General features: G+C 57.2%; 13 protein-coding genes, 2 tRNA genes and 1 pseudogene. 10 read left to right on the plus strand and 6 right to left on the minus strand.

Going from position 1 to position 21,174, the window contains the following annotated elements:
* Positions 1 to 96 precede the first annotated feature (96 nt).
* The 6 genes and pseudogenes from ACOTYB_RS02590 to ACOTYB_RS02615 all read left to right on the plus strand — a co-directional run bounded on the left by ACOTYB_RS02590 (position 97) and on the right by ACOTYB_RS02615 (position 8,306).
* Entirely contained in the window at positions 97 to 1,839 is a 1,743-nt protein-coding gene (locus ACOTYB_RS02590; protein WP_214582487.1) for an IucA/IucC family protein, read from the plus strand.
* Positions 1,839 to 2,786, plus strand: coding sequence for a GNAT family N-acetyltransferase (locus ACOTYB_RS02595; protein WP_421765738.1), 948 nt, complete (start codon positions 1,839 to 1,841; stop codon positions 2,784 to 2,786). Before ACOTYB_RS02590 ends, ACOTYB_RS02595 begins: the two co-directional genes overlap by 1 nt.
* The gene (iucC, locus tag ACOTYB_RS02600) at positions 2,783 to 4,525 is read left to right on the plus strand and encodes an aerobactin synthase IucC (protein ID WP_276523955.1); all 1,743 of its coding nucleotides are present in this window, start codon (positions 2,783 to 2,785) and stop codon (positions 4,523 to 4,525) included. The genes ACOTYB_RS02595 and iucC overlap by 4 nt, the downstream gene beginning before the upstream one ends.
* Positions 4,522 to 5,847 (plus strand): annotated as a pseudogene (locus ACOTYB_RS02605) (lysine N(6)-hydroxylase/L-ornithine N(5)-oxygenase family protein). Before iucC ends, ACOTYB_RS02605 begins: the two are co-directional and overlap by 4 nt.
* 26 nt (positions 5,848 to 5,873) lie before the next feature.
* Positions 5,874 to 8,063, plus strand: coding sequence for a TonB-dependent siderophore receptor (locus tag ACOTYB_RS02610; protein WP_023324924.1), 2,190 nt, complete (start codon positions 5,874 to 5,876; stop codon positions 8,061 to 8,063).
* Between the two features lie 167 nt (positions 8,064 to 8,230).
* Positions 8,231 to 8,306 (plus strand) — tRNA-Asn (locus ACOTYB_RS02615).
* Positions 8,307 to 8,405: 99 nt separating this feature from the next.
* On the opposite strand, the gene cbl is transcribed toward ACOTYB_RS02615, so the two are convergent.
* Positions 8,406 to 9,356 carry an HTH-type transcriptional regulator Cbl gene (cbl, locus tag ACOTYB_RS02620; RefSeq protein ID WP_003859532.1) on the minus strand — a complete coding sequence of 317 codons (951 nt, stop codon included), beginning with the start codon at positions 9,354 to 9,356 and terminating at the stop codon, positions 8,406 to 8,408.
* A gap of 96 nt (positions 9,357 to 9,452) precedes the next feature.
* On the minus strand, positions 9,453 to 10,370 hold the full coding sequence (gene nac / locus ACOTYB_RS02625) for a nitrogen assimilation transcriptional regulator NAC (protein ID WP_003859531.1): 918 nt from the start codon (positions 10,368 to 10,370) through the stop codon (positions 9,453 to 9,455).
* Between the two features lie 320 nt (positions 10,371 to 10,690).
* Here nac and ACOTYB_RS02630 point away from each other — a divergent pair.
* Positions 10,691 to 10,766, plus strand: a tRNA-Asn gene (locus tag ACOTYB_RS02630).
* A gap of 92 nt (positions 10,767 to 10,858) precedes the next feature.
* Here the strand turns inward: ACOTYB_RS02630 and ldtA are convergent.
* From ldtA to ACOTYB_RS02645, 3 genes are all read right to left on the minus strand, one after another.
* Positions 10,859 to 11,782, minus strand: coding sequence for a L,D-transpeptidase (gene ldtA / locus ACOTYB_RS02635; protein ID WP_032659287.1), 924 nt, complete (start codon positions 11,780 to 11,782; stop codon positions 10,859 to 10,861).
* A 62-nt stretch (positions 11,783 to 11,844) separates the two neighbouring features.
* Positions 11,845 to 14,538 (minus strand): cation-transporting P-type ATPase, encoded by a 2,694-nt coding sequence (locus ACOTYB_RS02640; RefSeq protein ID WP_409248747.1) that lies wholly within the window; start codon positions 14,536 to 14,538, stop codon positions 11,845 to 11,847.
* Positions 14,539 to 14,585: 47 nt separating this feature from the next.
* The gene (locus tag ACOTYB_RS02645) at positions 14,586 to 15,017 is read right to left on the minus strand and encodes a universal stress protein (protein ID WP_003859525.1); all 432 of its coding nucleotides are present in this window, start codon (positions 15,015 to 15,017) and stop codon (positions 14,586 to 14,588) included.
* Between the two features lie 472 nt (positions 15,018 to 15,489).
* Between ACOTYB_RS02645 and ACOTYB_RS02650 the strand changes: the two genes are divergently transcribed.
* The 3 genes from ACOTYB_RS02650 to ACOTYB_RS02660 are packed head-to-tail and all read left to right on the plus strand — an operon-like array spanning position 15,490 to position 20,599.
* The gene (locus ACOTYB_RS02650) at positions 15,490 to 16,575 is read left to right on the plus strand and encodes an efflux RND transporter periplasmic adaptor subunit (protein WP_220153203.1); all 1,086 of its coding nucleotides are present in this window, start codon (positions 15,490 to 15,492) and stop codon (positions 16,573 to 16,575) included.
* Positions 16,575 to 19,637 carry an efflux RND transporter permease subunit gene (locus ACOTYB_RS02655; RefSeq protein WP_409248746.1) on the plus strand — a complete coding sequence of 1,021 codons (3,063 nt, stop codon included), beginning with the start codon at positions 16,575 to 16,577 and terminating at the stop codon, positions 19,635 to 19,637. Before ACOTYB_RS02650 ends, ACOTYB_RS02655 begins: the two co-directional genes overlap by 1 nt.
* Positions 19,634 to 20,599, plus strand: coding sequence for an acyltransferase (locus ACOTYB_RS02660; protein ID WP_023324931.1), 966 nt, complete (start codon positions 19,634 to 19,636; stop codon positions 20,597 to 20,599). Before ACOTYB_RS02655 ends, ACOTYB_RS02660 begins: the two co-directional genes overlap by 4 nt.
* Here the strand turns inward: ACOTYB_RS02660 and pagP are convergent.
* A complete protein-coding gene (pagP, locus tag ACOTYB_RS02665) occupies positions 20,596 to 21,171 on the minus strand; it encodes a lipid IV(A) palmitoyltransferase PagP (protein WP_023324932.1) in 576 nt (191 codons plus the stop codon). The genes ACOTYB_RS02660 and pagP overlap by 4 nt on opposite strands.
* Between the last annotated feature and the right edge of the window lie 3 nt (positions 21,172 to 21,174).

The raw sequence follows: 21,174 nt of genomic DNA on the forward strand, positions 1-21,174 counted from the left end.
AGTTTATGAAAACAAATATTGCAAAAATAGTTGCCACTGTAAACAGAATGAATATCATAACGAGAATTATTATCAGTCATGGAATGAGGTACAACTATGCGTACTCTGCCCCGCTCCGCCGGTACAGATGTTGCGGCCCAGTGTTTTTTGAACGCGCTGCTGCGCGAAACGAAGGACTGGCACTATCTTCCCGCAACCCGTGCGGATGAGTTATCACTGATTCATATCCCGCTCTCCCCAACCCAGGCCATTCGGGTTCCGGTACGCTATTTCTCCCCCACACAGCATCACCAGTATCGTTTCCCGGCAACGCTGATTCAGGCCGACAGCGACGGCGGTGACACGGTCACATTCCATCAACTGATTGATTTAATTATTGAAAAAGAGACGGTTAAAGGCGCTCTGGATGCCGATACGCTGGCTCGCTTTAAGCAGCGCGTCCTGGAAAGCCATACACACACCTGGCAGGCCATTGATTTACGCCACAACTGGGCAAACCTGCGCGATAAGCCGCTGACCTTTGCCGAAGCGGAACAGGCGCTGCTGGTCGGCCATGCTTTTCATCCTGCCCCAAAGTCGCACGAGCCGTTTAACGAGGCCGAGGCGCGTCGCTATCTGCCGGATTTCGCCTCCCGCTTCCCGCTGCGCTGGTTTGCGGTTGAGCATGAGCTGATTACCGGCGACAGCCTGAATGTCTCCCTGCGGGAACGTCTGCTGCGCTTTGCAGCGCAGAGCGCGCCGGCTCTTCTCGGTCACTTCACCGACACCTCCTGGCTGCTGCCGATGCACCCGTGGCAGGCCGACTATCTGCTGGAGCAGGACTGGTGCCAGCGTCTGGTAGAAAAAGGCGCCCTGCGCGATCTGGGCGAAGCCGGTGCGCCATGGCTACCCACCAGCTCTTCCCGCTCGCTGTACAGTGAAACCAACAGCGACATGATTAAATTCTCCCTGAGCGTGCGCCTGACCAACTCCGTGCGCACGCTGTCGGTGAAAGAGGTTAAGCGCGGCATGCGCCTGGCGCGGCTGGCGAAAACGGCACGCTGGCAGGAACTTCAGGCGCGCTACCCGACCATGCGTGTGATGCAGGAAGACGGCTGGGCGGGGCTGCGCGATGAGCACGGCGTCATTCAGGAAGAGAGCCTGATGGCCCTGCGCGTCAATCTGCTGTTCGATACCCCTGAAACGCAAACCAACGTGCTGGTGAGCCTGACCCAGGCCGCGCCGGACGGCGGCGACAGCCTGCTCGCCGCGGCGGTGCGTCGTCTGAGCCAGCGTCTGGACTTACCCCTCGCCCAGGCCGCGCGCTGCTGGCTGGATGCCTACTGCGACCGCGTATTGCTTCCGCTGTTCAGCGCCGAGGCGGACTACGGTCTGGTCCTGCTGGCGCACCAGCAAAATATCCTCGTTGAGATGCAGCAGGATTTCCCCGTTGGGCTGATCTACCGTGACTGCCAGGGCAGCGCCTGGACCGAAGGGGCCGACGCGTGGCTGAATGAGGCAGGTGAAACCGAAGTTGAAAACCGCTTCGGTGAGAGCCAGCTGCTGCGCTACTTCCCTTATTACCTGCTGCTGAACTCTACCCTTGCCGTCACCGCCGCGCTCGCCGCTGCCGGTTTCGACAGCGAAGAGAACCTGATGTCCCGCGTGCGTGACGCGCTGGCCGAACTGCGCACGACGGCGAAGCAGACCCGCTGCCTTGATTATGTGCTCGACAGCCCGACCTGGAACTGTAAAGGCAACTTCTTCTGCTACCTGCACGATCGCAACGAAAACACCATCGTCGATCCGGCGGTGATCTATTTCGACTTTAGCAACCCGTTTTATAAGGAGAAGGCGTGATGGCAAACGCGAATATCGTCCATTCCGGCTACGGCTTTCGCTGCACGGTCACGGAACAAAACCTGCCGCTGACGCTGGGTCTCGACGGCAGCGCGGTGCTGGAGCGGCTGACCGGGCTCCCGGACGGCTGGCTGGTGGACGCCCTCGACCAGCTGTTTGTTGCCGCGCCCGCCCTGACCGGCATTACCCTGCCGTGGGCAGCCTGGCAGGATGAACCTCAGGCGCAGGCGCTGTTTAGCCTCGTTCACGGAGATTATCTGGCGCGTGAAATTTTCTGGCAGCAGCCGCTGTGGCTGAAAGGCGAACGCCCGCAGGCGAGCGGCGGAATGCAGTTTGATGAAAGCCGTCAGCTGTACTTCCCGCTGCGCCCTCACCGCCCGCAGGGCGAGGTGTATCGCCGTTACGATCCGCAGATTAAGCGCACCCTGAGCTTCCGCGTGGCGGACGTGGCGCTGGACGGCGAGCGTTTTACCCGCTGGATGAACACCCCACGCGTGAACGCTTTCTGGGAGATGGCGGGCACGCAGGCCGAGCAGGAAAACTACCTGCGCCGTCAGCTCGACTCGACCTATTGTTACCCGGTGATCGGCTGCTTTGACGATCAGCCATTCGGCTATTTTGAACTCTACTGGGCGGCGGAAGACCGCATTGGCCGCCACTATCGCTGGCAGCCCTTTGACCGCGGGCTGCATATGCTGGTGGGCGAAGAGAACTGGCGCGGAGCGCAGTATATCCGCAGCTGGCTGCGCGGCCTGAGCCACTATCTGTATCTCGATGAACCGCGCACGGCGCGCATTGTGGCGGAACCGCGCTTCGACAACCAGCGTCTGTTCCGCCATCTGGCGTCCGCCGGTTTCGACACGGTGAAAGAGTTCGACTTCCCGCACAAACGCTCCCGCCTCATCATGAGCGAGCGTCATCGCTTCTTCCACGAGGTGGAACTGTGAACGCGCTCTGGCAGAAAGTGAACCGCGAGATGGTGGCGAAGATCCTCGCCGAACTGGAATATGAACGCACCCTGCGCGCCGAGCCGGTTTCGGCGGACTACTGGCGCATCAGTATGGGCAACGCGACCTGGCAGTTTCGCGCCACGCGTGGGATCTGGGGCTGGCTGCATATTGACCCTGATACCCTGACCACCACCAGCGGCGCGGCGGTCGAAGCGGAAAACGCGCTGCTGCAACTGGCCACCGTACTGGAGATGAGCGACGCGCAAACGGCGGAGCACATGGAAGATCTCTACGCCACGCTGCGGGGCGACATGCAGCTGTTGCAGGCGCGTGAAACGCTGGATGCCGATGCGCTGATCCACCTTGACCCGGACGAGCTACAGTGCCTGATGCGCGGTCACCCGAAGTTTATTTTCAATAAGGGACGCCGCGGCTGGGGGCTGGATGCCCTGCGCCTGTACGCGCCGGAATATCGCGGGCGTTTTCGCCTGCACTGGGTCGCCGTGCAGCGCGATCGTCTGGTCTGGAGCAGCGACGCCGATTGCGATATTAACGCCCTGCTCTCCAGCGCCATGGACGATGCCGAGCGCGAGCGGTTCGACGCCCGCTGGCAGGAGCTGGATCTGGATGATAGCTGGCTGCCGGTGCCGCTGCACCCGTGGCAGTGGCAGCAAAAAATTGCCATTCATTTCCTGGCGCAGCTCGCACGCGGTGAAATGGTGGAGCTGGGTGAGTTCGGCGATGAGTATCTGGCGCAGCAGTCCCTGCGCACGCTGACCAACGCCAGCCGTCGCGCGCCGTATGACATCAAGCTGCCGCTGACCATCTACAACACCTCCTGCTATCGCGGTATTCCGGGCAAGTATATTGCCGCCGGTCCGCTGGCCTCGCGTTGGCTACAGCAGCAGTTTGCCAGCGATGCCACGCTGATTCGCTCCGGGGCGCAGGTGCTTGGCGAACCCGCTGCCGGATATCTGTCGCATCCGGGTTATGCCGCATTGCCTGAGGCGCCGTACCGCTATCAGGAGATGCTGGGGGTGATCTGGCGCGAGAACCCATCCTGCTATTTACAGGATGGTGAACAGGCGGTGCTGATGGCGGCGCTGATGGAAACCGATAATCAGGGGCGCCCGCTGATTGACGCATGGATCAAACGCTCGGGGTTAACCGCTGACGCATGGCTGGAAAAGCTGTTTGAGGCGACGGTGATCCCCTTCTATCACCTGCTCTGTCGCTACGGGGTGGCGCTCATCGCCCACGGCCAGAACGTCACGCTGGTGATGAAAGATTACGTTCCGCAGCGCATTTTGCTGAAGGATTTCCAGGGCGATATGCGCCTGGTGGATGAAGATTTCCCGCAGGCGCAGAGCCTGCCGGAGCAGGTAAAAGCGGTGACGGCGCGCCTCAGCGCGGATTACATCATCCACGACCTGCAAACCGGCAACTTTGTCACGGTGCTGCGCTTTATATCCCGCCTCACCCTGCAATGCGGCGTGAATGAAACCCGCTTCTATCAGATCCTGGCGCTGGTGTTACATCGTTATATGGCCGCCCATCCGGATCTTGCGGCGCGCTTCGCGAAGTTCGACCTGTTTAAGCCGCAGATTATTCGCGTGATCCTCAACCCGGTCAAACTGACCTTCTCTGAACACGACGGCGGCAGCCGCATGCTGCCGAACTACGTCTGCGATCTTGATAACCCTCTTTTTCTGGTCTCCCGGGAGTCAGCGCAATGAAAACCTATGATTTCATCGGCATTGGTATCGGTCCGTTCAACCTCAGTATTGCCGCGCTGGCGGAGGGGCTGGACGGTTTTAGCTCGCTGTTTCTTGAACGCAAGCCGCACTTCTCATGGCACCCGGGGATGATGGTGCCGGACTGCCATATGCAGACCAGCTTCCTGAAGGATCTGGTCAGCGCCGTAGAGCCAACCAACCGCCACAGCTTCCTGAACTACCTGGTACAGCGCAAAAAGTTCTACCGTTTCCTCACCACCGAGCAGCGCACCGTGTCGCGCGAGGAGTTTGCCGACTACCTGTGCTGGGCGGCGGATAACCTCACCAACCTGGCCTTCAGCCAGCAGGTACAGCAGGTCAGCTTTGATGAGCAAAACGGCCTGTTTGAGATCGTGACCCAGCGGGATCGCTTCCTGGCGCGGCACGTCTGCGTGGGGATTGGGAAGCAGATCAATCTGCCAGACTGCGTCACCGCGCAGGACGATACCTGCTTCCACGCCAGCGAAATGATGCTGCGCACGCCGGATTTAGCGGGCAAGCGCGTCACCGTCGTCGGCGGCGGCCAGAGCGGTGCGGATCTGTTCCTGAATATCTTCCGTGGGGAATGGGGCCAGCCGCTGAGCCTCAACTGGGTGTCGCGCCGCAACAACTACAACGCGCTGGATGAAGCCGCGTTTGCTAACGAGTATTTCACGCCAGAGTATGTGGACAGCTTCTCGACCCTCGGTGACGACGCCCGACGTCAGATGTTGCAGGAGTAGAAAATGACCTCCGACGGGATCACCACCGAGTCCCTGCTGGCGATTTACCGCGCCATGTACCACCGTTTCGAAGTGCTGCGTGAAAAACCCTGGGCGCACCTGATGCCGTCCCGCTCGGTGACGGCGCTGACGCGCCAGGAAACCGGACCTCGCCTCAGCATCCAGCATCACCTGGACGGCGGGCGCGAACAGCTTGAAAGCGACGTGGTGATTTTCGCCACCGGCTACCGCGCCGTGCAGCCTGCTTTTCTCGCCCCGCTCTCTTCCCGACTGCGTCTGGATGAGGATGAAGCCTTCTGCATCAACAACGATTTTACCCTTGAATGGGACGGCCCGCAGAGCAACCGCCTGTTTGCCGTGAATGCCGGGATGCACCGTCTCGGTATTGCCGAACCCCAGCTCAGCCTGATGGCCTGGCGCGCGGCGCGAATTTTGAATCGCGCTCACGATGACGAGCCGTTTGAGCTGGCAACCACCCCCGGCGTGATCCACTGGCGGAGCACCACCAGCCCGGAGAGCAGCCAGGTTTTTAAATCATTAATAAAGACCACCGAGTACTGACACACACATTCAGGATCAACATAACAATGAAACGTTCTCATCTTTGGGTTTTAAATCCGTGCTTGCTTGCCATGCTTTCTACCTCTGCGTGGGCGGAAGAACAAAAGGAAGAAGATATTGTGGTCTCCGCCAGCCGGGCACATCGCAGCGTGGCAGAGATGGCGCAAACCACCTGGGTTATTGAGCGGGCGGAAATTGAGCAGCAGGTTCAGGGCGGGAAAGAGATTAAAGACGTTCTGGCCCAGCTGATCCCCGGCATGGACGTCAGCAGCCAGGGACGTACCAATTACGGCATGAACCTGCGCGGTCGCTCCATGATGGTGATGGTGGACGGCGTACGTCTGAACTCGTCCCGCAGCGACAGCCGCCAGCTCGACTCTATCGATCCGTTCAACATTGACCGCATCGAAGTGATCTCCGGCGCCACCTCGCTGTACGGCGGCGGCAGTACCGGCGGGCTGGTGAACATCGTCACCAAAAAAGGCCAGCCGGAGACCGAAGTGGAGTTCCAGACCGGGGCAAAAAGCGGGTTTAACAGCCATAACGACCATGATGAGAACGTCTCCGCAGCCGTGAGCGGCGGCAATGACAACGCCTCTGGCCGTCTGTCGGTCTCCTATCAGCGCTACGGCGGCTGGTATGACGGCAACGGCGACGAGGTGATTATCGATAACACCCAGACCGGCTTGCAGTATTCCGACCGTATCGACGTGATGGGGACAGGCACCATCAACATCGACGATCATCAGCAGCTCCAGTTAACCACGCAGTACTACAAGAGCGAATCTGACGGCAAGCACGGCCTGTTCCTTGGGGAGAATTTCGCTGCGGTCACGGGCGATGCCAAAGCCTATAACAAAGACAACCTGAACTCTGACCGTATCCCGGGCACAGAGCGTCACCTGATCAACCTGCAATACTCGAACACCGATTTCTGGGGTCAGGATCTGGTTGCGCAGATTTACTACCGTGACGAGAGCCTGACCTACTACCCGTTCCCGACGCTGAGCAAAGGCGCGGTGACCAGCATTGGCGCGTCCCAGCAGAAAACCGATTTTTACGGCGGCAAGCTGACGCTGAACAGCAAGCCGATGGACGACCTGACCCTCACCTGGGGCGTGGATGCCGACCATGAAACGTTCGATGCCAACCAGCAGTTCTTCGACTTAAGCAAAGCGGCGGCGAGCGGCGGCATGGAGCTGGACAATGCCTACAACGTGGGCCGTTATCCGGGTTACAGCATTACCAACCTCGCGCCGTTCCTGCAAGCCAGCTATGACATTGACGCCATCACCCTGAGCGGCGGCGTGCGTTATCAGTACACCGAAAACAAGGTGGACGATTTTGTCGGTTACGCCCAGCAGCAGGCAATCGCCACGGGCAAAGCCACCTCCGCTGACGCGGTGCCGGGCGGGAAAACCGACTACAACAACTTCCTGTTTAACGCCGGGATCCTTGGACGTCTGACCGAACAGCAACAGCTGTGGTTTAACTTCTCCCAGGGCTTCGAGATCCCGGACCTGGCGAAGTACTACGGCTCCGGCACCTATCAGCTGGTCGATGGTCACTATCGTCTGCAAAATAGCGTCAATGTGAACGACTCAACGCTGGACGGGATTAAGGTCAATGCTTACGAGCTCGGCTGGCGCTTCACCGGCGATAACCTGCGTACTCAGGTGGCGGCATACTACTCGCTCTCGGATAAAACCATCACCATCAACAAGAGCGACATGACCATCAACCTGGAGGACGACAAACGTCGTATCTATGGGGTTGAAGGCCAGGTGGACTATTTCTTCACCGACAGCGACTGGAGCACCGGGGCGAACTTTAACGCCATCAAGTCCGAAACGCGTGAAAACGGGAAATGGGAGAAGCTGACGGTCGACAGCGCCAGCCCGTCTAAAGCCAGCGCATGGGTCAACTGGGCGCCGGGCGACTGGACGCTACGCGTGCAGAGCACACAAACCTTTGACGTGTCTGACGCCGACGGTAAGAAGATTGATGGCTATAACACCGTTGATTTCCTGGGTAGCTACGCCCTGCCGGTGGGCAAAGTCAGCTTCAGCGTGGAGAACCTGCTGGACAAAGACTACACCACCGCCTGGGGCCAGCGCGCACCGGGGCTGTATAGCCCAACCTACGGCGCACCGGGTCTTTATACTTATAAAGGCCGTGGACGTACGTTTGGTCTGAACTACTCCGTTCTGTTCTGATCCTGCGCGCCGTCTGTCTGCGGGCGGCGCGATTTGCTGTGCAATTTGAAAGCAAATTTGCTATTAAATCATCGGTTTGCTGAAATTGTCGACAAACGAACAAAAACGGTGTTTTCCCCTTTGACAAGGCGCACGCAGGTCGATAATATGCGCCTCGTTCACACGATTCCTCTGTAGTTCAGTCGGTAGAACGGCGGACTGTTAATCCGTATGTCACTGGTTCGAGTCCAGTCAGAGGAGCCAAATTTGAAAAGCCTGCTTTTAAAGCAGGCTTTTTGCTTTTGTGGGTTCGGTAAGTTTGCCGGGTGGCGGCTGCGCCTTACCCGGCCTACTGATTAGCGACTAAATCTGATAATCAATCGCCACCTCTTCCGGCTCCATCACCTGGCGTTTGATCTCATCCACCGACAGCCCCGCGTTGCATAGCTCAATAAAACGCCACACGTAGTTACGCTGAAGCTGCCCGCGCTTTAGCCCCAGCCAGACGGTATTCGCATCGAACAGGTGACGCGTATCCAGACGCACCAGATTTCCGGCCTCATATTCTCCGCCAGACTGCTCGGCCACCAGGCCAATCCCCAGCCCTAACTCGACGTAGGTTTTGATCACGTCGGAATCCTGCGCGCTCAGCACCACGTCCGGCGTGAGCCCTTTACGCTTGAACGCTTCATCAATGCGCGAGCGCCCGGTAATGCCCTGCCGGTAGGTAATCAGCGGCCATTTGACGATCTCTTCCAGCGTCAACGGCGAAACCTGATTCAGCGGGTGATCGGCGGGTAACAGCAGGCTGTGGTGCCAGCGGAACCACGGGAACGCCACCAGCAGCGGGTCGTTGCTCAGCCGTTCACTGGCGATACCGATATCGGCCCCGCCGTTATGCAGCAGCACTTCGATTTCCTGCGGCGTGCCCTGGATCAGTTCGAGACGTACGTCCGGGAAGATCTCACGAAATGCTTTGATAACCGTCGGAAGACTGTAGCGCGCCTGTGTATGGGTGGTGGCGATAGTCAGCACACCGGAAGCGTCGTTGGTAAAGAGATCCGCCAGCCGGCGAACGTTGCTGGCCTCGTTGAGAATGCGCTCAGCGATGGTCAGCAATGCCTTGCCTGGCTCGGTCATACCCAGCAGGCGCTTGCCGCGACGGATAAAAATCTCAATGCCTAACTCCTCCTCCAGCTCGCGGATATGCCGGCTGACGCCCGACTGAGAGGTGTAAAGCATATTGGCGACTTCGGTCAGGTTGTAATCCCGCCTGGCCGCCTCACGAATAATTTTAAGTTGCTGGAAATTCACAATTCACTCCGGCGCATCTGACATAAGGCTATTGTTAGAGTCAGCCGGGCTGGAGAACAAATAATAAAAACCAGCATCTTATGCTTATTTGGAATATCAGCTGACCAGTTGCAGCTCGCGATTTTCCAGCGACGGCTTACTGACCAGAGACATCAGGATCTCTTTCACCGCCTGCGCCTGCGGTGACAGGGAGCCGCGCGCGGACATATTTAACGACAGCGGTAAGCTCATGGATGGCGTGGTGATACGGGCCATCCAGCCGTTTGCCGCGCTGCACAGTGAACGTGCGGCAGACTCGGGCAGAACCGTTACACCCATGCCGCTGGCAATGGCGGCAGTCAGCGTGGAGATGGAGTCAATCTCGCCGATGATCTTCGCCGTCAGACGGCGCAGCGAGAAGGCTTCGTCAACGCGCACGCGCACGGCACTGTAGTCGCGCGGCAGAAACAGGTTCATCTCTGCCACAGCGGTTAAATCAATGCTCTGGCCAGGGCAATCACGGGTACCGACCAGATAAAGATCTTCCTTCAGCAGCGGCTGGCTGGTAATCCCGGCAACCGGGGAGCGATCGTACAGCACCGCCATATCCAGCTGACCGTTGAGCAGTTTGTCATTGAGCACGGAACCACTGTTCTCATGCAGATAAACCAGCACTTCCGGTAGCTCTGCGCGCACCGCCTGAAGCAGCGGCATGGTTACCGACGATGCGGCCGTTCCCGGCGCCAGCCCGATGGAGACATGGCCACTCAGGGTCTGACCCACATTGTGCACGGCCAGCTGCGCCTGTTCACACTGACGCAGGATCGTGCGGGCATGGGTATATAAAATTTTTCCCGCTTCGGTAGGCGTTACGCCGCGCTTGGTGCGGATCAACAGTTGCTGGTCCATTTCGCCTTCCAGAGTCGCGACCTGCTGGCTCAGCGCAGGCTGCGCGATATGCAGCACTTCAGCCGCCTGGGTCAGGCTGCCGATATCGACGATTTTTACGAAGTATTTCAGTCGTCTTAAGTTCATGTTGCCCCCTGTTCGAAAATAGCGTGCCGGTAACGGCTGTGTTGTTAAACAGGTTTTGCAATATGGATGCCAGTTTTTTGCAGCGGGTGTATGTCTCTGCTAAGCGGCTGAAAATAAGGAAAGCCAATCACTGATGCCTTTTTTGAGACGGGGACAACGGTTTCCGATCTGCCCCATTCGGGGTATATCTGCACAATAATGGTGCATTCCGTTGGCAAAAACGTCACTTTGCTGGTTTTGTCAGCAAACAGTCTGAAGTGGGCGATCCATCCTTTGACAAGGCGTACGGAGGTCGATAATATGCGCCCCGTTCACACGATTCCTCTGTAGTTCAGTCGGTAGAACGGCGGACTGTTAATCCGTATGTCACTGGTTCGAGTCCAGTCAGAGGAGCCAAATTTGAAAAGCCTGCTTTTAAAGCAGGCTTTTTGCTTTTCTGCGTTCGGTAAGTTTGTCGGGTGGCGCTCCGCTTACCCGACCTACGGTACTCAAGGCCCGGCAAGCGAAGCGCTACCAGTCATAGCAAGCTTCACCGGCATCCCCGACCGCCGTTCCAGTTCAGCGCCCGCCCCTTCACTTATCAGCTGCGTCCTTTGTGCGGCTGAAATGGGCAGCGGCACCTTATTTGTCGATTCAAATTCCGCGCGATTGCGTGAAAGCGGCTCGTGAACCTCTACCCAACGGCTACCGTCCGGCTCCGTGGTCACTTTTACGGGCTGATCGATAAGCTGTACCCGCGTCCCCACCGAAACGTTATCGAACAGGTATTTGATATCGTTATTACGCAGGCGAATGCAGCCCTGGCTGACGCGCAGACCAATGCCGAAATTTGAGTTGGTACCGTGGATCGCGTACAGCCTGCCGATATAAAGGGCATACAGCCCCATCGGGTTATCCGGCCCGGCGGGAACGAACGCGGGCAACGTTTTCCCTTCCTTCGCGTAAGCGCGTCGCGTATTTGGCGTGGGTGACCAGGTTGGGCCTTCCTGTTTGCGCTCAACGGCGGTTACCCAGTTACGCGGCGTTTCGCGCCCGGCCTGACCGATGCCAATAGGCAGCACCTCAACCGTGTTGCTGCCGGGTGGATAATAGTAAAGTCGCATTTCCGCGACGTTCACCACAATTCCCTCGCGCACCGTTGGCGGCAGAATAAGCTGCTGCGGCACCGCAAGCTGTGTTCCGGCTCGCGGTAAAAACGGATCCACCCCCGGGTTGGCTTCCAGCATATTGCTCAACCCCTGTCCGTGCTGCGCTGCAAACGCTTCGAGCGGCAGAGTATTGCCCTCAGGCACGGTGATGGTGATCGGCGCCCCCACCAGGCGGCTGCCCTCGGGAGGGAGGGGGTAGGTTACAGCAGATGCAGCGGGAACCAGAATACCAAGCGTAAAAACGAACGAGGCAAATCGAATCATAGTGTTCTGTACTCAGTCAAAGAGAAAGCCTGCCGGTGGGCAGGCTTAGCCTGCTCATTCAGTCATCTTTTCGTCGTGCGCCATCTCCGGGTAAGGACTTTTTCTGCTTCAACAATCATGAACATCGCAAACCCAATCAGGCAGGTAATGATCCAGTAGCGGAACGGTAGCGCTTCGGTACCGAACAGCATTTGCATGAACGGCGCATAGATGATCAGAAGCTGAAGGGCCAGAAGTACGCCGCTCACGATCCATATCCCCTTATTAGCCAGCAGACCTTTACTCAGGGAGAAACCGTCGGTGACGCGGCAGTTGAGCATGTAAAACCACTGGGCGGTGACCAGCGTTTGCAGCAACACGGTGCGGATGAACTCCGGCGAGTAACCGCGTGGTTGCAGCCAGGCCTCCAGCACAAAGGCGCTGATGGCAATCATCAGTCCGACAAACACCACTCGCCAGATGGCATATCCGTCCATCACATGCAGGTTAGACTTACGCGGCGGCCGGTTCATGATGTCCTTCTCACCCGCTTCAAACGCCAGGCCAAACGACAGCGTTGCCGAGGTTGCCATGTTCATCCACAGGATCAGTACCGGTGTTAACGGGATCAGGTTCCCCGCCAGCAGGGCAATAATGATCAGCAGGGCCTGGGCGATGTTGCTCGGGATAACGAACAAAATGGTCTTTTTCAGGTTGTCGTAGACCCGACGCCCTTCATGGACCGCCCGGGCAATGGTGGCAAAGTTATCATCCGTTAACACCATATCGGCGGCTTCTTTGGTGACTTCAGTACCTTTGATCCCCATCGCGATGCCGACATCCGCCCGCTTCAGCGCAGGCGCATCGTTCACCCCGTCCCCGGTCATTCCGACCACTTCCTGCTTACTTTGCAGCGCCTGCACCAGGCGGAATTTATCTTCCGGGCTGGTTCGGGCAAAGATATCGTATTTTTGCGCCGCCTCGCTCAGCTGGTGGTCGTCCATCGCCTCCAGCTCGCGCCCGGTAATGGCGCTCGCCGCGTTGCCAATACCCAGCATCTGTCCAATGCTCATCGCCGTTTGTGGATGATCCCCGGTAATCATTTTCACGCGAATGCCCGCCTGCAAGCAGTCGGCAATGGCCGAAATGGCTTCCGGGCGCGGGGGATCCATCATGCCCGCAATGCCGAGCAGTATGACCCCTTCTTGCAGATCCGCATGCGTCAGCTCGCGCTGCCCGCTGGCGGCCGGTTTCCAGGCCGCAGCCACCATGCGCAATCCCTCGCGCGCATACTCTTCAATCTTCTCTTCCCAATAGTGCAGGTTGAACGGCTCCAGCCCGTTTTGGGTCTGCTGGTGCTGGCAAAGACGGAAAAGGACGTCCGGCGCACCGGTGATTAACATCACCTCTTCGTCGCCCAGGTGATAAAGGGTGGACATGTATTTATATTGCGAATCGAATGGGATTTTACTGCGCAATTCGGCGTCAATTGTCGGAAGCGGGATTTTGGCCGCCAGCACCTTCAGCGCGCCTTCAGTGGGCCCGCCGGTGATTTTCCACAGCCCCTGCTCATCTTTGATCAGCTGGCTGTCTTTACAGAGATCGACGGTGCGCAGATAGCGCTCAAGCACAGACCCCTGGGTCACGGTGACCGGTGTTGGATCGTCAACAGGGTGAATAGCGCCCACCGGCTCGTAACTGTCTCCCTCCACGCGGTAGGTGGTGTCCGCGGTAATCACCGCTTTTACCGTCATCTCATTCATGGTCAGGGTGCCGGTTTTATCCGAGCAGATAACCGTCATCGCCCCCAGCGTTTCCACGGTAGGCAGCTTGCGAATAATCGCCTTGCGACGCGCCATCGCCTGCACGCCCAGCGAGAGGATGATCGAGATAATGGCCGGTAATCCTTCCGGCACCGCCGCCACCGCAAGGCTAATCAGCGACAGCACCAGCTCTGAAACGGGCATATCGCGGAAGATGAGGCTGAAAACGAACAGCGCCAGCATCATCACCAGAATGGTGATAAAAATGGTCTTGCCGAGCTTGTCCATTTGCACCATCAACGGGGTACGGTGTTTTTCAATGTCTGACATCATCTGGTTGATATGGCCGAGTTCGGTCTCCCCACCGGTTGCCACCACCAGCCCTTTTCCCCCGCCGGAGCTGACGGTGGTGCCCGAATACAGCAGATTGTAACGGTCACCTAACGGGAGTTCGCCGCTGAGCACATCGCTGCTTTTCTCCACTACCGTGGATTCGCCGGTGAGAATAGCTTCTTCCACCCGCAGGTTGTGCGCCTCTATCACGCGAAGATCGGCAGGAATGCGATCCCCGGCGCGTATCACGACGATATCTCCGGGCACCAGCGCTGTCGTCGGGATAGTTTCATGGTTGCCCTGCCGGATGACCACAGCCTCGCTGGAGAGCATATTACGAATGCTTTGCAGCGATTTCTCCGCATTGCTCTCCTGAATATGGCCAATCAGGGCGTTAATGATAGCCACCCCAAGAATGACAAACATATCCACCCAGTGTCCCATTATCAGCTTCAGCAGCGCCGCCGCCAGAAGGACGTAAATAAGGACATCGTTGAAATGGGCCAGAAAGCGCAGCCAGCCGGGTTTACCCGTTTTTTGCGGTAAGGCGTTTTCGCCGTATTTTTCCAGCCTGGCGGTCGCTTCTGTACTGCTGAGTCCGTCGAGGCTGGATTGGATATTTGTCAGGGTTTCATCAACGGTCTGTTGATAATACGGGCGGTGAGGCTTTTCTGTTATCATCGTTCCTTCCTCGGGTTCTTTTCAGAAATCACCTTGCTTTCATGTCATTAACGAATAACGAAAACAGGAACATGCGCATAACGAACGATACTCGCCGCCTCTGACCCTAATAAATGGGTTTGAATATTGGGATTACGCGATCCCACAATAATCGCACCGACGTTAAGTTCATCCGCCAGTTTGATTACCTCATCACGTATATTCCCGCTGCGAACATGCAGATGGACATTTGCTTCCGGCAGGTTGATTTTTTTTACCAGCGCAGCCAGTTTTTCTTTAGCATTATTAATCATATATTCATCCATCTTTCTCGCGTCTGCAATAAAACCGCGGGTCAGTTCCGCCGAGAACTTTGGCATAACGTACAGCAGATGGACATTACCCGATGCGCTTTGCGCCAGGAATTGGGCATGCTGTAGCGCTTTATCAGACAACGCTGTTTCGTATACATCCACCGGCACCAGAATCGTTTTATACATATCAAGCATCCTTTTTATAACCAACACAACAGTGAGTGAATCAGGAGAAATCGCATCAACCCCATGGGTACAGGCGTGAATGCCTTTTACGGAAAAAAGGAATGGATGCTATTAAACGTAGCACAGGAATATCAGGATGTTATTCAAAGGGGATACGCTATCGTAACGCTTGTATAGCCTGAGTATGTCACGCCACTAATAATGGTTATTTAACATTTATTTATTCACCGACTATGCTCATAGTCAGGCATGCAATACGTTCATTCTCTTTATCCCGCGCCACCTTCAACCTCATGGAGGAATGCATGTACGGTTTAAGCCTGATTCGCCTTGGTTTGTTTATTGCGCTCGCCATTATCGCCAGCACAGCAATCGGTTTATTTACCTATGTGGTCGTCTCGGCCCTGGCAGAATAGCGCCACCCCAGCATTGATGACGAAATAAATAAGACAATTATTATCAGGGGAATACTGTGAAGCGCTACCTCTCTCTTCTGCCTGCTGCTTTATTGCTGCTGACGGCGTGCGATCCGAAATCCGACCGCGCCGCGCCCCTGCCGAAAATGGTAAAAGTCGCAGAGGTGGTGAAGGCTGGCAACGCGCAGCAGCGCGTCTTTCCCGCCCGTATCGAATCCGGCGACGCCACGGATCTTGCGTTCAAACGTGCCGGGCAGATTGAGACCCTGGACATTCGCCAGGGTGCCGTTGTCAAACAGGGGCAACGGCTCGCCAGTCTTAACGATCGCGAAGCCCGGCAGCGTCTGAACGACAGGCAAACGACGGCGACCCTGGCTCAGCGGCAATTCGACCGCTTCCAGACCCTGGCAGGACGCCAGGCCGTGTCGAAGGCCGAGATGGATGTCCAGCGCGCAAACCGCGATTCTGCAAACGCCGCGCTTCAGATTGCACGCGAAGAATTGAGTCAGATGACGCTCGTCGCCCCCTTTAGCGGGACAGCGGCCAGCGTACATGTGCGAAATCATCAGGTCGTCTCAGCCGGCCAGCCCGTCGTCACATTGACCCGTACCGATCTGCTGGACGTGGTGTTCAGCCTTCCAGAGAACCTGTTTAACACCTTCGATATTCGCAATGCGCAGTACAAACCGGTAGTGAGGATCAACGCCCTGCCCGGTCGCGAGTTTACCGCTGTGTACAAAGAGCACTCAGGCAGTAGCGACAGCAACACTTTGACCTGGCAGGTAATTTTAACCATGCCCCGCCCGGATGATTTTCCCGTCGTAGGCGGCGTCAGCGGAACGGTCACCATAAATTTAACCAACCTACCGGCGGGCGTGGGCAGTGAGGCGCTGGTGGTGCCGGTTGAAGCGGTCTTTAACCCGGATAACCGCCCGCGCAATGAGCCACACGTCTGGGTGGTGGCGGGCGAAGACGATACGTTGCACCTTGAAGATCGTAAGGTCAGCGTGGGGCAAGTCAGCGCTGAGGGGGTCATCATCGTCGGTGGGCTTAAGGCGGGTGAACGCGTGGTGGCCGCAGGCGTTGGGGAGTTACATCCCAACCAGCCGGTACGTATCTGGACGCGTGAACGGGGACTGTAATGGATATCTCTCGTCAGTTTATCAGCAACCCGGTTCGCGTCTGGCTGACGATTTTGCTGCTGGGCGTAGGCGGCATTATTGCCCTGTTGAACATCGGCAGACTGGAAGATCCGGCGTTTACCATCAAAACGGCGGTGGTGATCACCCATTATCCGGGCGCGTCGGCGCAGCAGGTTGAGGAAGAGGTCACCCTGCCGCTGGAAAACGCGCTTCAGCAATTACCTTACCTGGATAACGTCAGCTCCATCTCCTCCAGCGGCCTGTCGCAGATTACGGTCAATATAGCCTCGCGCTACCACTCAAATGCGCTGCCGCAAATCTGGGATGAACTGCGTCGCCGGGTGGGTGATGCCGCCCGACAGTTTCCACCCGGCGTAGTGACCCCGTTTGTGAATGACGATTTTGGCGATGTGTTCGGCTTTTTCTTTGCCATTTCCGGCGATGAATTCAGCAATCCGGAACTGGTCCGGTATGCCGAGCAGCTGCGCCGGGAGTTGGTCCTCGTGCCAGGCGTGGGCAAAGTGGCCATCGGCGGAGCCCTCACCCAGCAGATTAACGTGGATATTTCTCTGAGCAAAATGGCCGCGCGCGGGATAACGCTGAACCAGCTTTCTGCCCAGCTCAACAGGCTGAACGTGGTCTCCAGCGCGGGAGAGATCCCCTCCGGTACCGAGTCAATTCGTCTGCATCCTACCGGTGAATTCGAGAGTATTGACGAGCTGGCCGATCTCATCGTGACCCCGCCGGGCGTTGGGGCGGCTACCCGCTTACGGGATATTGCCACCCTGTCACGCGGGCTGGATGCCTCCCCTGCCAGCATCTACCATGCCAACGGCAGAGAAGCCGTCACCATGGGCGTCTCCTTTATCCCCGGCGTTAACGTGATCGACGTGGGACATGCCCTGGAGGCGAAGCTTGAGCAGATGTCAGCCGAGAAACCGGCAGGTATCCATATCGACCTGTTTTACGATCAGGCGGCGGAGGTCGGGCATTCCGTTAACGGATTTATCATTAACTTCCTGATGGCGCTGGCGATTGTTATCGGTGTGTTGCTGATCTTTATGGGCTTACGCAGCGGGATCATTATCGCCTTTTCCCTCGCGCTTAATGTGCTGGGTACGCTGCTGATCATGTATCTCTGGGGTATTGAACTACAGCGCATTTCACTGGGCGCGCTGATCATCGCCCTCAGCATGCTGGTCGACAATGCCATTGTTATTGTCGAAGGGGTACTGATAGCCCGGCAGCAGGGCTCGTCCCTGATGAACGCCATTAGCGACATTATTCGCCGTTCTGCGCTGCCGCTGCTGGGTGCGACGGTGATCGCCATCCTGGCCTTTGCGCCCGTCGGGCTGTCGCAGGACTCTACCGGCGAATACTGTAAGTCGCTGTTTCAGGTTCTGCTGATTTCGCTCATGCTGAGCTGGTTCTCTGCCCTCACCATTACACCGGTGCTGATCAAATTGTGGCTGTTTAAACGGGACGCTGCGCCGCCAGAGGCCGACGAAACGGATCCCTATGACAAACGCATCTATCGGATCTATCAGGCGGTACTCAACGCGCTGTTACGGCGTAAAGCGCCAACGCTGGTGGTGATGACCGCACTGCTGGCAGCCGCCATCTGGGGCTTTGGCTCGGTGCGGCAGAACTTCTTCCCCTCCTCCAGCACGCCGATTTTCTTTGTCGACCTCTGGCTCCCTTACGGTACCGACATTAAATGGACCGAGAAGATGACCGGTGATATCGAGAAAACCATTAACGGACAGCCTGGTGTGGAAACCACGGTCTCGACGATTGGTCAGGGAAGTATGCGATTTATTTTGACCTACAGCGGACAGCGGCAGTACAGCAACTATGCGCAAATCATGGTGAGAATGGACGACCAGCGTAACATCCCCGCCCTGACCCGCCACGTTGATGAGTACATCGCCCGGAACTATCCGCAGGTTAACGCCAGCACGAAGCGGGTGATGTTTGGCCCCTCCGGCGACAGCGCTATTGAAGTGCGTATTAAAGGCCCTGACCCGGACAGGCTGCGTCTGATCGCCAGCCAGGTAGACAACATTCTTACGCGCGATCCGGCGACGGACAGCGTCAGGAACGACTGGCAAAACCGCAGCAAAGTGATCCGCCCGCAGTACGTCACCGCGCTCGGACGTGAGCTTGGCGTGGATAAGCAGGACGTCGATAACGCACTGGAGATGAATTTCTCCGGCAGCCGGGCAGGACTGTACAGAGAAGGAAGCGATCTGTTACCCGTGGTGGTGCGCCCGCCGGAAAGCGAGCGGCTGGACGCCAACCACCTGAACAACGTCCTGGTCTGGAGCCAGACCCGGCAGCAGTATATTCCGCTGAGCAACGTCGTCAGCGGCTTCGCGCTGGAGTGGGAAGATCCGCTGATCCTGCGTCGCGACCGCTCGCGCGTGCTGACCGTGCAGACCGACCCTGACCCGTTGAGCCAGCAAACGTCCGGCGATATTCTCGCCCGCGTGAAGCCGCAAATAGATGCCCTGCCCCTGCCTCACGGCTACAGCATTGAGTGGGGCGGGGACGCGGAGAATTCCAGCGAAGCGCAGCAGGGGCTATTTACCACGCTGCCGATCGGGTATCTGGTGATGTTTGTGATCACGGTGCTGATGTTCAGTTCGGTGAAAAACGCCGTCGCTATCTGGCTGACCGTGCCGCTGGCGCTGATCGGCGTGACGCCGGGGTTTTTAATTACCGGCATCCCCTTTGGCTTTATGGCGTTGATTGGCCTGCTGAGCCTGAGCGGGATGCTGATCCGCAACGGCATTGTGCTGGTGGAAGAGATAGAGCAGCAGAAAGCGCAGCAGGATCAGCACAGTGCGATCGTTTACGCCGCCACGTCGCGCCTGCGTCCCATCCTCCTCACCGCCTTTACGACCGTACTCGGCCTCGCCCCCCTGCTGCTGGATGTGTTCTTCCAGAGCATGGCCGTTGTGATTATGTTTGGGCTTGGGTTTGCTACAATCCTGACGCTGCTGGTACTCCCCGTAATTTACGCGTGTTTCCATCGTAAGGACAAAGCTGAACAACAATGAATGCGACAGGGCTGAATATCATCAAGACGCTGGGCTGTATGACGGCGGTTACCTTTTTCACCATCTACAACACCTGGGATCATTACGATTATGACTATCACTGGATCCTCGGTTTTTTAACCTTCATTTCGACCATCGCCACGCCGTTGTTTTTTGTGGTTGCAGGGTATCTGGACGGGCAATCCCGACACGGCACGCGCTGGCAGCTGGATAAGATCAAACGCCTGGTGATCGTCTTTCTGTTCTGGGTAACGATTTACTACCTGTGGGAACCCTATCAGCGCGGATATCTGATCCAGCCCTGGTTCGTGTTCGCGTTTATCGTGATTTACACGTTTCACCCGGTGGTGGAGCGGCTCAGCCAGCGACGAATGCTCTTTTGCGGGGTGATTACCGCCCTGCTGCTTTTCTCTTACGGGTACGATTTGCTGTCGGCCCTCTATCCTGATGCCCACGTCCTTTCATTGTCGCCGCAGTATCGCCTGTGGACGTGGCTGCTGTTTTATCTGACAGGCCAGCTCTTTTGCGATCCGCAGATCGCGGCGTGGATCGGCCGCAAAAACGTGGTCAGGGCCGCGGTGATTGCGATACCGTTCATCTATCTCTTCACATGGTTTTACGAACGGCACTTCTTTTTTGCGCTATTTAAAGCAGACAGAAACGCCTTTATCCTCACCGGATCGCAAATTTACATTCTGATTATTGCCCTGGTGATTGCGGCAAATGGCGTGCGGTTTCGCCGCAATGCGGAGTTTAAAGAGTCCGTGCTGGCCGCCATTAGCAAAACGATGACCGGGGTCTATATCATGCACTACTCGGTGTTTCACCTGCTGACCGCGCTCATTCCGGTGACGTCCCTGAGCACCAAACTTGCTCTGATTGTGCTTACGTTTGTTACGTCGGTCCTGTTTTCGCTGCTGATCCTGTCCAACACAGTGGCCAAAAAAGTGATCACCCTCTAAAAGCCCAGGCGCAGCCAGGCAAACAGCACGTTGCCGTTGTTGTAGGTCCCAGGAATATACGTGAACTGGACGGTGACACGCTTATATCCGGCAGAGAAAAGCGGGAAGATAAACGGCAGCGGGACATAGTTGGCAAAGTCGTCGCGCGCGGTGATCCCCGCGGCGGCCCCGAGCCCCAGACGGAAATCTTTTGCGTTATCCAGAAACCACCCCTTCTCCCAGCCGTAGCCCATCGCGGGCTGCCACTCGTTGTGGGAATCTTTAAACATCATGGCAAACAGCGCGCTCCAGTTGCCCTCGTCGTTGTAGCGAGACACGCCCAGCCCCCCGCCCCACGGCATTTCGTTGTAATTATCCGTTTTCTCTTTGTCATACATGAAGCGTGCATGCCAGCTCAAAAACGGAAGGTAGAGATCGTAACGATCCGGCTGTTCCCAGGTTTGCGCAATATCGTCCGTTACTGCATCCCACCAGCGATGAATACGCTGTTCGCCATAGACTTTCGGCTCCGCATGCAGCGGAGATACGACTAAAAACAGGACTACCCACAGTGCAGGAAAGAGGCGTTGCATCGT

It is taken from the genome of Enterobacter cloacae complex sp. IR5450 (assembly GCF_049238665.1).
GTDB classification, from domain to species: domain Bacteria; phylum Pseudomonadota; class Gammaproteobacteria; order Enterobacterales; family Enterobacteriaceae; genus Enterobacter; species Enterobacter hormaechei_C.